Origin of the sequence: Arthrobacter sp. HMWF013 (assembly GCF_003061105.1) — a bacterium.
GTDB lineage: Bacteria > Actinomycetota > Actinomycetes > Actinomycetales > Micrococcaceae > Arthrobacter.
This window is the reverse complement of the sequence record NZ_QAIQ01000396.1, coordinates 1-11,111: the sequence shown is the minus strand read 5'-3', so window position 1 is coordinate 11,111 and position 11,111 is coordinate 1. Positions and strand designations below refer to the sequence as shown.

8 protein-coding genes are annotated in these 11,111 nt (G+C 64.9%); 2 read left to right on the top strand and 6 right to left on the bottom strand.

Annotated features, from left to right (window positions below):
* The coding region (locus tag DBR22_RS14720) for a glycoside hydrolase family 78 protein (RefSeq protein WP_258229220.1) at positions 1-2,438 on the top strand (2,438 nt) is incomplete at its 5' end.
* Positions 2,439-2,594: 156 nt separating this feature from the next.
* On the opposite strand, the gene DBR22_RS14715 is transcribed toward DBR22_RS14720, so the two are convergent.
* The 6 genes from DBR22_RS14715 to DBR22_RS14690 all read right to left on the bottom strand — a co-directional run bounded on the left by DBR22_RS14715 (position 2,595) and on the right by DBR22_RS14690 (position 9,224).
* The gene (locus tag DBR22_RS14715) at positions 2,595-3,884 is read right to left on the bottom strand and encodes an ABC transporter substrate-binding protein (protein ID WP_108599639.1); all 1,290 of its coding nucleotides are present in this window, start codon (positions 3,882-3,884) and stop codon (positions 2,595-2,597) included.
* Between the two features lie 141 nt (positions 3,885-4,025).
* Entirely contained in the window at positions 4,026-5,285 is a 1,260-nt protein-coding gene (locus DBR22_RS14710; protein WP_108599638.1) for an MFS transporter, read from the bottom strand.
* Positions 5,286-5,340: 55 nt separating this feature from the next.
* A complete protein-coding gene (locus tag DBR22_RS14705; protein WP_108599637.1) occupies positions 5,341-5,994 on the bottom strand; it encodes a Poxvirus protein I5 in 654 nt (217 codons plus the stop codon).
* A 25-nt stretch (positions 5,995-6,019) separates the two neighbouring features.
* Positions 6,020-6,937 carry a carbohydrate ABC transporter permease gene (locus DBR22_RS14700; protein WP_108599636.1) on the bottom strand — a complete coding sequence of 306 codons (918 nt, stop codon included), beginning with the start codon at positions 6,935-6,937 and terminating at the stop codon, positions 6,020-6,022.
* A complete protein-coding gene (locus tag DBR22_RS14695) occupies positions 6,934-7,887 on the bottom strand; it encodes a carbohydrate ABC transporter permease (protein WP_108599635.1) in 954 nt (317 codons plus the stop codon). The genes DBR22_RS14700 and DBR22_RS14695 overlap by 4 nt, the downstream gene beginning before the upstream one ends.
* Positions 7,888-7,931: 44 nt before the next feature.
* Positions 7,932-9,224, bottom strand: a complete 1,293-nt coding sequence (locus DBR22_RS14690; RefSeq protein ID WP_108599634.1) for an ABC transporter substrate-binding protein — start codon at positions 9,222-9,224, stop codon at positions 7,932-7,934.
* A gap of 246 nt (positions 9,225-9,470) precedes the next feature.
* Between DBR22_RS14690 and DBR22_RS14685 the strand changes: the two genes are divergently transcribed.
* Positions 9,471-11,111, top strand: a 1,641-nt coding sequence (locus DBR22_RS14685; RefSeq protein ID WP_108599633.1) for a beta-galactosidase, incomplete at its 3' end; no start/stop codon positions are given.

Sequence of the window (11,111 nt, the reverse complement as noted above, 5' to 3'; positions counted from 1 at the left end):
AGCTGGCACTGCACCAGGGCCCCCGCAGCCAGGCAGAGTACGCCTCCCTGCGCGTGATCACCCCGGCTCCGGCTGGCGGCAGGGTGCTGCTGGACCACCGGTTCGACGGCCTGCCGGAGAAAGCCCGCGGATTCCTCCGCAGGTGGACGCAGACCACCACCCACCGGCAGCCCGACGAGTGGACGCTCTTCCGCACTACTGTCCGGCTCACGGGCACGGTTGCCCGGGCCCGTCTCTTCGCCGCGGCGAACCATCATGCCCAGCTTGCCGTGGACGGCACCACCTGCCTCAGCATCACCTCCTTCGGGTACCCCGGGGAGGGATATTACGACGCCGCCGATGTCACCGCGCTGCTCAACGCCTTCACACCCTCGCCAACAGAGGTACTCCTGCCAACCGCGGTTCCGCTGACAGCCCTGCTGCACTGGTACGGTCCCGGCCAGGGCAGGGCCGCCGGCGTTCCCGGGCTGCTGGTCCGGCTCAGCGTGGACTACACGGACGGCCGCCGCGAGGTCTTCGGTTCCGGAACGGACTGGACGGCCGGGGAGGCGCCCTACCGCCAATCGGGCTACCGCAACGACGAGGGCGATCCCGTGGAGCACCTCGACGGGCAGTGGACGGCTGCGTTGATTGCCGTCCACGACATGCTGCCCGCCCTCAGCCAGGGCGCCCACCCCGTCGCCGCGTTTCCGGCGCTACACCCCCGGCGTACTTCCCTGGCCGGGACCTTTGTAGCGCCGAAGGCCTTCCTCACGGCAGCCGACGGCACCCTGGTGGCGGACTTCGGCCAGGTCGTCCCGGCACGTCCGGAAGTGGACTTCCTCAACGGCGTGGCCGGCCGGACCCTGATGATCCGGGCCGGTTACGTTCTGGACGACGGCGGCAGGGTGGACACTCGCAAGACCGCCAGCCAGAACACGGACATGTCCTTCCCGTACACCCAGGCCGACGGCCAGCAGGAATTCCGCTCCACCGTCCACCTCGGGTTCCGGTACCTGGAAATCCCCGGGGTGGAAGCTGCGGACCTTTCACGGGTGGGAGCCGTTGTAGTGCACGGCGGGCATCCCCAAGAAGGAAGCTTCGCCAGTTCCGATGCCACGCTGGATGCGGTGTTCGGACTGCTGCGCGATTCCGCCCTCTACGGCGTGCAGGAGCAGTTCGTGGACACCCCCACCCGGGAAAAGGGCCAGTTCCTTGGCGACGCCGTCAATATTTCCTACGCCACCATGGCGCTGTTCGGGGAGCACGCCTACACCGCGCAGGCGCTGCGGGAATTCGGCTGGTCCGCCGGACGGTACTGGACCGACGGCGAGGACCTGGGGCGCTACAACGCGGTCTACCCCAACGGCGACGGGAAACGGGACATCCCCGACTTCTCGCTCATGATGCCGGAGTGGGCGGAGGAATACCACCTGCGGACCGGTGATCTGGCCCTGATCCGGGACCTGCTTCCGCACCTGTGCAACACTGCCGACTACGCGCTGCGTTACCTCGCCACGGAAGGCCCGACGGCGGGACTGGTCACCGAACTGGGCGGCGGCTCCGGCCCGTACCTGCACGGCATCGTGGACTGGCCGGCACCAGGACGCTTCGGCTACGACATGGCCTGCGCTGCCAAGACCACCGTGAACGCGCAGGCGTATTCGGCGCTCATTTCCACGGCCCGGCTCTGCAGCTTGGCCGGGCACGAGGATGCGGCCGTCCGGTACGCCGGCCGCGCCAGCGCCCTCGCGGAAAGCATCCGTTCCCTCCTGAGGATTGACGGGGTAATGGTGGACGGTCTGCATGCTGACGGAACCCCAAGCAGGCACAGCTCCCAGCACGCCACGTCCTTCCCGTTGTCACTCGGAATCACCGATCCGGCTGATGCGGCGGCCGATGCCCAGAGGATCGCGGACCAGGGAATGCGGCAGGGACCCATGACCGTCCACCGGCTGGTGCGGGCGCTCCTCACCGCCGGTTTGACCGACGCAGTCCTTGACCTGCTCACCAACCCGGGCCAGCCCGGCTGGGCACGGCTCCTCGATCAGGGCGCCAGCTTCACCTGGGAAGCCTGGGAACTGGTGGACGGCACGGACTACAGCCAGTCCCACGCGTGGTCCGCGTCCGTAGTCAAAGAAATCCTGGAGCACCTGCTCGGGGTGCGGACCACTGTGCCGGGTGGCCGTGAACTCCTGATCGAACCGCCGGTGTGCCGGCTGGAACATGCCGCCGGCAGTGTCCCTCTGCCGAACGGGTACGCCCTTGTCAGCTGGCGGCGGAGCCCTGAAGGAATCCACCTGGAGTGCACGGTTCCCGCCGGCGTCAGCGCCACAGTCCGGCTTCCGGACGGGAACTACGGAGTGGAAGGCCCGACGACGGAGCGGGCCGATGTGCGTTCGCGGGACTTCAGGATCCATAGTGGAACCTGGACCTTCACGCCGTCCGACGCATCCTGACGGCCTCCCCTGCAATCTCCTGTGCCGCCTCCCCTGGCAGCTTCCCCTGGCAGCTTCCCCAAGGCGAACGACGCCGGGTGCGGTTCGCACCCGGCGTCGTTCATTTCTGCATGATGCGGCTGTCAGGTTTTCCAGCCGGCCGGGGGTCCGCCCCGATCAGGTGAGGGAACCCTTGATCTCTTCGATGGACTTCTTTGCCGCTTCCTGCGGGGAGATGCGGCTGAAGTGCACCTCGGTGGCGTACCGGGTCAGGACTTCTGACACCGGGCTGGATCCTGCCGGAGGCACGGCCGGGGCCTCACCCACTTCGTCGGCGATGTCGTCAATGAACTTTGCCGTCAGCGCGTCGGTAGGGGTCAGTTTCGGAGCTACGGCCGCGCGCACTTCCGAGTTGCCCGGGATGCCGCGGTCTGCCAGCGCGATTTCGCCGGCTTTCACGCTGTTGGCCAGGAAGTCGATGAACTTCTGGACCTCGGCCGGGTGCTTCGTCCGGGAACTGGCGGACCAGAATTGCGATGCTTTGTAGAACTGCTCAGCCTTCGCCGCATCGCCCTCCACGCTCGGCGGCCGGCGGATTTCCAGCGCCTGGCCTGAAGCCTTCGTCAGGGCGCCCAGCTGATTGGACCACACCCATCCCATGGCTACGCGGTTCGTTGCAAGGCCTTGCTGGTCCAGTGATGCGCTGGCATCTTCGGTCATCACCGACGCGGGCGGTACGGCTTTGGCGTCCCGCAGTCCGGCCTGCATTTCGAAATACCCGGTGGCGTCCGCCTCATCAAAGCCCAGGCCGCCGTCGTTCGTGAAAAAGGATTTCCCGTGCTGGCGCAGCCAAAGGTTGAACGATGCGTCTCCGGTGATGGCGCCCGAGCCGTAGACACCTTCCTTGCTCTTGCCGGTGATGTCCGCGGCGCTCTTCCGGTAGTCCTCCCAGGTCCAGCTCGAGTCGTCCGGCAGTGACACCCCGCTGGCTGACAACAGCGAGGGATTGGCCAGGACCACCAAAGCGTTCATGCCGGCCGTCACCGCAAACTGACCGTCCGCTGTTTTACCGGCGTCGGCTGCGGCCTGGTCGAACTTGGACAGATCCACGTCCTTCAGCTCCAACAGAGCGCCGCGATCGGCGTATTCGCCCAGATACTGCGCGTCCATCTGGATGAAATCGGGCGCGTCCTGGGAGGCAACCTGGGTGGCCAGCTTGTCCCAGTAACCGGACCAGTCGCCGTACTCGCCCTGGATGTCGATGGTGGGGTTTTCGGCTTCGAAGGCTTCGATGAGCTGCTGTGTCATCTTGTGCCGCACATCGGAGCCCCACCAGCTGAAGCGGAGGGTTACCGGTCCATCGGACGCCGCCGGTGAGCTTCCGCTGCAGCCGGTCAGGGCCAGCGCCAGGGCTGCAAGGACAGCCGCGGTCTTGGGGAGGGTGGATTTTCGGGCGCGAAAGAGCATTCGATGTCCTCTGGTCTGGCGGAAAGCGACGATATGAGAAAGCGCTTTCTGGCAGCTTAGGTGTGAGCCGTGCCACAGGTCAAGAACTCACACAAAGTTACTTTTGCTCACAGGTGAGATCAGCGCCGGTGCGGCGGAAGCTCAGTGCCGTGCGCGGCGCGAGTTCAGCCAGAGGAGAAAACCGATGACCGCGGCGGAGAGCATTCCCAGGGCGCCGGTGACAACCAGGCCGGTCCGCACGCCGAACTCTTCGGTGAGCCAGCCAGCCAGCAGTCCGCCCAAGGCGTGGCCACCGAGCAGGAGCGGGAGGTAGAGCGCCATCACCCTCCCCCGGACCTCCGGGCCGGCCTCAAGCTGGACGGCGGTAGCGGCGCCGGTCAGGAAGAGGAGCGTCATCAGCCCCACCACCACCAGCATCCCGGTGAAGAGGACCAGGTTTGGCATCAGCGCGGCCACCAGCTGTGCGAGGCCGAACAGGCCGGCGGCGGCCACGATCCCCTTCCGGCCGAACGTCCGCAGCCGTGCAGCGAGCAGGGCGCCGCCCAGGGCGCCGACGGCACTGACGGTGTTGAACAAGCCAAAACCTTCAACACCGTTATGCCAAATGCGTTCCGCGAACGCCGCCAGCACCACAGGACCGTTCATGCCAAAGGCACCAAGCAGCCCGGCCAGGACAATAATCAACAACAGCGACGGCCTGTCCCGCACGTACCGGAATCCGGCCAGGAGCTGGCCGCGTCCGCGGGCAGCCGGGGCGTTCGCATGCAGGAGGGCGGGCCGGATGGCGGCGATCATGCCGAGAACGAGCAGGCCCAGGAGAGCGTTGGACGCGAAGGCGGCGGCGGATCCGGCATAGGCGATCACCAGTCCGCCCAGCGCGGGCCCGGCCATGGCACCCAGCTGCCCGATGGCGTTGTTGAGCCCAATGGCGGGACGGAGTCCGGCGTCGCCCACCACTTCGTTGACGAACACCGTCCTGGCCGGACCGTCAATCGCGGAGGTGACACCCAGTGCGATGCAGCTTCCGTAGACCATCCACACGGTGATATTGCCGGTGGCGGCGGAGGCCGCGAGTCCCGCAGCGAGCAGGACGATTACCGATTGGCACACCATCATGATGCGGCGCTTGGGGAACATATCCACCAACAGGCCGCTGAGCGGGCCGATGATCAGCATCGGCAGGAACTGCAACGCAACGGCTATGCCTACCGCGGCCGGGCTGCCGGTCAGCTGCAGGACCAGCCAGTCCTGGGCCAGGCGCTGCATCCAGACGCCCATGCTGCCTGCGAGGGACATCCCCATGTACAGGCGGTAGTTGTACTGGGTCAGCGGGTGGTACCAACGGGCCCGGCGCTGGGAGGTTCGAAGGGATTCTGCGGACTGGGGGCTGTCGGAAGACACGACGCGTCGCTCAACTCGGTAGTAACGGGAAGGTCAGGACTGCAGGGACTTCAGGTTAAGTGCGGGTGGAGCGAATCTTGACCGCGGCGGCAGCCAGGATCAGGGTGCCCGGGACCACCACAAACAGGGCCACCAGCATCCACACAAAGACCACGGCGCCGACGAGCGCCGATGCCAGGAGCAGTGAGCCGGTCCAGTCCCGGAGCGACAGCGCCTTGCCGGCGTTGAGCGCGGAGGACCAGGCGGCCGACGGCGTATTGGGGCTGGCTGGGCGGGAGTCCAGGTTGGCGCCGGAAAAGTCGGACCACGCGGCGGTGGTGCGCAGCAGCAGAACGGCTCCGGCGGCTGCCAGGACCAGCGTGGCCGGTAGGACCACGGAGCTGCCGGGCAGTTGGCCCACCGTTGCGAGCAGGAGGTTAAGGACAATCACGACGGCGGCTGCCGCCGTCGTGATTCCCAGTTTCCAGCTGCCCGGCAGGGCGGAGCGGAACGTGCCCCAGAGTCCGCGGATGGAATCATCCCGCCCGGAGAGGTGCCGTTCCAGGTGGGAGATCCCGGCCGCGTACGCGGCGGGGATCGTGACAAGTGGAAGGGACAGCACCAGCACCAGCAGTCCGGCCAGGAGGGTCTCGGAGAACAGGGCGAAGCGGTTCACCGGGATGGGTTCGCCCCGGTCGGATGCGGGTGTGGTGCTGTCCATGATGCTCATTTTCTGACTCGGTATCCCTGGGCCGTCAGCCCTTGAGGCCTTGGGTGGAGACGCCTTCGACGATGTAGCGCTGGAAGACGAGGAAGAAGACCAGGACGGGGAGGAGGGCCAGGACGGACATGGCGATCATGGCTCCGTAGTCGGAGGACTGGGTTTGGTCCACGAAGAGGCGCAGGGCCAGTGGGAGGGGGTATTTGTCCGGGGTGTTGAGGTAGAGCAGGGGGCCCAGGAAGTCGTTCCAGCTCCAGATGAAGGAGAAGATCGAGGTGGAGATCAGGGCTGGTTTCATGAGTGGGAGCATGATGGCGGTGAAGATCCGGACGTGGCCGGCGCCGTCGATGCGTGCTGCTTCGTCGAGTTCGGCGGGGAGGTTGCGCATGAACTGGACCATGAGGAAGACGAAGAACGCGTCCCCGGCGAGGAACTTGCCGATCAGCAGCGGCACGTAGGTGTCTACGAGGCCGAGCTGGTTGAAGATGATGTACTGCGGGATGATGACCACGTGGAAGGGCAGGAGCAGGGTGGCGATCATCATGCCGAAGAAGATGCTGCGGCCGGGGAACTTGATCCGGGCGAACGCGTAGGCCGAGACGGACGCGGAGAGGATGGTGCCGACGACGGAGCCGATGGCCAGGATCAGGGAGTTGGTGAAGAACGTCAGGGTGGAGACCCCGCCGATCCCGTCCATGGCCGTGACGAAGTTGTCCATGCTGAAGTTCTCTGACCAGAGCGAGGTGTTGGCCCCGCCGATCTCGGCGTTGGGCTTGAACGAGGAGGCGATCATCCACAGGGCGGGGTAGAGGACCACTGCCGTCAGGGCCAGGGCCACGGCGTGGAAGATGCCGCTCTTGACCCGCTTGGCCGTGACTGATTCTGACTTCGGGTTGTACTGGGCCTGTTCGATGTCCGGTACGGGTTTGGTGGGGGTTGCCATGGTTGTCATTTCGCGTCTCCGCTGTAGTGGACCCAGGACTTGGAGGTTTTGAAGATGACCAGGGTGATGATGCCGACCACGATCAGCAGCAGCCAGGCCATCGCCGAGGCGTAGCCCATCCGGAAGTCGCTGAACCCGCGCAGGTACAGGTACAGGGTATAGAAGAGGGTGGAGCCGGCGGGGCCGCCTTCACCGTTGGAGATGATGTAGGCGGAGTTGAAGATCTGGAAGGCGTGGATGGTTTCCATCAGCAGGTTGAAGAAGACCACCGGGGAGAGCATGGGCCAGGTGATGTTCAGGAACTTCCGGATCGGGCCGGCACCGTCCATCGAGGCCGCCTCGTAGAGGTCCGCGGGGATCTGCTTGAGCCCGGCGAGGAAGATGACCATCGGGGCGCCGAACTGCCACACGGTCAGCAGGATCATCATCGGGATGGTCATGTCGGGGTTGCCCACCCAGCCGCCGAGGTTGATCCCGAAGAAGGACAGGCCCTGGTCCACGGGACCGGAATCGCCGAACATCGCCTTCCAGACGATCGCGATGGACACGGACGCCCCGATCAGGGACGGGGCGTAGAACGCGGAGCGGTAGAAGCCCTGGCCCTTGCGCGCACTGTTCAGCAGCATCGCGATCGCGAGGGCCGCGGCGAGCTTGAGCGGGGTGCCGAAGACCACGTAGGAGGTGGTCACACCGACTGACTGCAGGAACCGTTCGTCCTGGAACAAGGTGGTGTAGTTATCCAGCCCGATCCACTTGGGCGGCTCGAACAGGTTGTAGTTGGTGAAGGACAGGTACAGCGAGGAAACCATCGGGCCTACGGTCAGGGCGATGAATCCCAGCAGCCAGGGCAGCAGGAAGGTGTAGCCGGCGCGGGCGTCCGCCCCGCTCCGCTTTGACTTACGCGGAGCGGGAGCGGACGGCGACGCCGAACGCCTGCTCAGGGTTGGGCTTTGAGTCACGAGTTCATTCCGTCAGTAGTGAAAGCGTTGCAGCGAATCTGCTGCTAGGCGTTCTGCTTGATGAGGTCTTCGGCTTCCTTGAACCACGCGTCCGCAGCGCCGTCCACGGTGACCTTGCCGAAGTTCAGGTCAGAGCTGATGCGCTTGAAGGATGCTTCCAGCGTGCCGAAACCGACGATGGGCGGCTCCGGAGCGTCCTTGAGATACTTCTCGATGGACTTCTCGTAGTCAACAACCAGTTTGTCGGTTCCCTCGAAGGTGGTGCCATCACGCTGGGTCTTGGAGGCCGGAACACCGCGGGAGGTCTTGAAGATCTGGCCCACCTCGGGGTCATTGACCATGAAGTCGATGAACCGGGCAGCGGCGTCCTTGTACTTGGTCTTGGCGCTGGCCACCATCAGCATGGAAGGCTTCAGGAACAGGCCCAGGTTGTCCTTGTCATCCGAAGGAACCGGAACGAGCTTCAGCTCCTTCGCGCCACTGTCAGCGAGGTAGCCGGCCATGAAGTTATCCCACGTGACCTCAGTGGCGGTGACGTTGGACCCAAACGGTGACTTGGGGGCGAGCTGGGTTGCGCGCTCCTCGGAAATGAGGGCAGGGGTGCCGCGCAGGTCCGAGTTGAGGTTCCACCACTTCTTCAGGTCATCCTTGGTGAAGCCGAGCTTGCCGTCCTCAGTGAAGGCCTCGATGTTGTTCTGGCGCAGCCAGACGTTGAACATCCACCACACACCGGTGTAGTCGGTGCCGCCGAAGAGCGCGCCGTTACCCTTGGCGCCTACCTCGGTGAGGAACGCGTTGAACTCCTTGTAGTTCCAGCTGCCGTCCGGTTCGGCGATGCCGAGTGAAGCGAGCTTTTCGGGGTTGTAGTAGACGGCGAAGGCGTTGGTGCTGGTGGGGATGCCGTAGGTCTTGCCCTTGATCTGGCCCGAGGGCAGGAGGGACTTCTCGAAGGCGTCGGTGTTGATCTTGACGGTGCTCAGGTCCAGGAGCTGATTGCGCTGGCCGTAATCGCGGAGGTAGGAGAGGTCCCACTGCATGACGTCCGGCAGACCGCCGCCGGCAGCCTCGGTGGCACGCTTCTGCCAGTAGCCCGCGAAGTCGGTGAAGTTGCCGTTGACCTTGATGTCTTTGTTCTTGGCCTCGAAGAGCTCAATAGCCTTACGCGTCCGGGTGGCGCGGTCATCGTTGCCCCACCAGGTGTAGTTGATGGTGACCGGGCTCTCTGCCGAGCCTGTCTCGCCGGCTGTGGTGCTGGACCCGGTTCCACAGGCCGCCAAAGCCGCGGCGGATGCCGTGCCGATAGCCACCGTGGTGAGGAAATTCCTTCTGTTGATCATGAGAGCCTCCTTGCTCGTGTTGCGTAAGCCATCGTTCCTATAGTCACAACGAGTGCTGTGAGCTGGCTTACACGCCTTCTGAATCGATACAATATCGGCAATTAGCGATTTGGGCAAGCGTTTTCCCAAACCGCGGTTTCCTGTAGGTTGGGTGCGTCCCCACCACCACGCTGGGTGCGCCTCAAGACCCTCTCCACAACATTCGCCACGATCTCGCCAAGACCCCCGCCACGACAAAGGAGTCCCATGACCTTGCAGCAAAATTCCGGCCCATCCAGTGTCTGGAGCAATGTGGAAGGGATTGCCTACGGCGGGGACTACAACCCGGAGCAGTGGCCGGTCAACGTCCGGCTGGAAGACCTCGAGCTGATGAAGGAAGCAGGTGTCACCTTCCTCAGCGTGGGGATTTTCTCCTGGGCACTCCTGGAACCGGCCGAGGGCGAATACGATTTCGGCTGGCTGGATGAGGTCATGGACAACCTGGCAGCTGCAGGCATCAAGGTGGCACTGGCTACGGCAACGGCGGCTCCGCCGGCTTGGCTGGTCCGCAAACATCCGGAGATCCTGCCGGTCACGGCTGACGGAACCGTGCTGGGACCGGGCTCACGGCGGCACTACACGCCGTCGTCGGCCGTTTACCGCCGGTACGCCACGGGCATCACGCGCGTCATTGCCGAGCGGTACAAGGGTCACCCGGCGCTGGCGCTCTGGCACGTCGACAACGAACTCGGTTGCCACGTCTCCGAGTTTTACGGCTTGGAGGATGCGGCCGCCTTCCGCACCTGGCTGGAACGCCGGTACGGGAGCATCGAAGCCCTCAATGCCGCCTGGGGCACGGCGTTCTGGTCCCAGAACTACGGCTCGTTCAGCGAAATCCTGCCGCCCGCCGTCGCGCCTTCAACGCTGAATCCGGGACAGCAGCTGGACTTTCAACGGTTCAACTCGTGGGTGCTGATGGACTACTACAAATCGCTCGTGGCCGTCCTGCGCGAGGTCACGCCCACGATCCCCTGCACCACCAATCTGATGGCCTCGAGCGCCACCAAGTCCATGGACTACTACGAGTGGGCCAAGGACCTGGACGTCATCGCGAATGACCACTACCTCGTGGCCGCCGATCCCGAGCGGCACGTCGAACTGGCGTTCAGCGCGGATCTCACCCGGGGAATTGCGGGCGGCGACCCATGGATCCTGATGGAACATTCGACGTCGGCCGTCAACTGGCAGCCACGCAACCAGCCCAAGATGCCCGGTGAAATGCTGCGCAACTCACTCTCGCATGTGGCCCGCGGCGCGGACGCTGTGATGTTCTTCCAGTGGCGCCAGAGCTTTGCCGGATCTGAGAAGTTCCACTCCGCAATGGTCCCCCACGGCGGCCGTGACACGCGGGTGTGGCGCGAGGTGGTGGAACTGGGGTCTGCGCTGAAACGGCTCGCGACGGTTCGTGGCTCGCGGGTGGAATCCAAGGCTGCCATCGTGTTCGACTACGAGGCGTGGTGGGCCAGCGAGATCGACTCCAAGCCGAGCCAGGATGTGAAATACCTGGACGTCCTGCGCGCTTTCCACCGTTCCCTGTTCCTGCGCGGCGTCTCCGTGGACATCGTCCACCCTTCCGCCTCGTTGGAGGGCTACGACCTGGTGCTGGTGTGCACCCTCTACTCAGTCACGGATGACGCTGCCGCCAACATTTCCGCCGCAGCCCACGCCGGCGCCACGGTGCTGATCACCTATTTCAGCGGGATCGTGGACGAACAGGACCACATCCGGCTGGGCGGCTACCCGGGAGCCTTCCGCGAACTGCTGGGGATCCGGGTGGAGGAGTTCCACCCGCTGCTGGCCGGCGCCCAGCTGAAACTGAGCGACGGCGGCGTGTCCACTGTTTGGAGC

Coding starts and splice junctions, on each gene's coding strand:
- DBR22_RS14700 (WP_108599636.1), bottom strand. CDS start 6,937: ATGACAACCATGGCAACCCCCACCAAACCCGTACCGGACATCGAACAG.
- DBR22_RS14715 (WP_108599639.1), bottom strand. CDS start 3,884: ATGCTCTTTCGCGCCCGAAAATCCACCCTCCCCAAGACCGCGGCTGTC.
- DBR22_RS14705 (WP_108599637.1), bottom strand. CDS start 5,994: ATGAGCATCATGGACAGCACCACACCCGCATCCGACCGGGGCGAACCC.
- DBR22_RS14690 (WP_108599634.1), bottom strand. CDS start 9,224: ATGATCAACAGAAGGAATTTCCTCACCACGGTGGCTATCGGCACGGCA.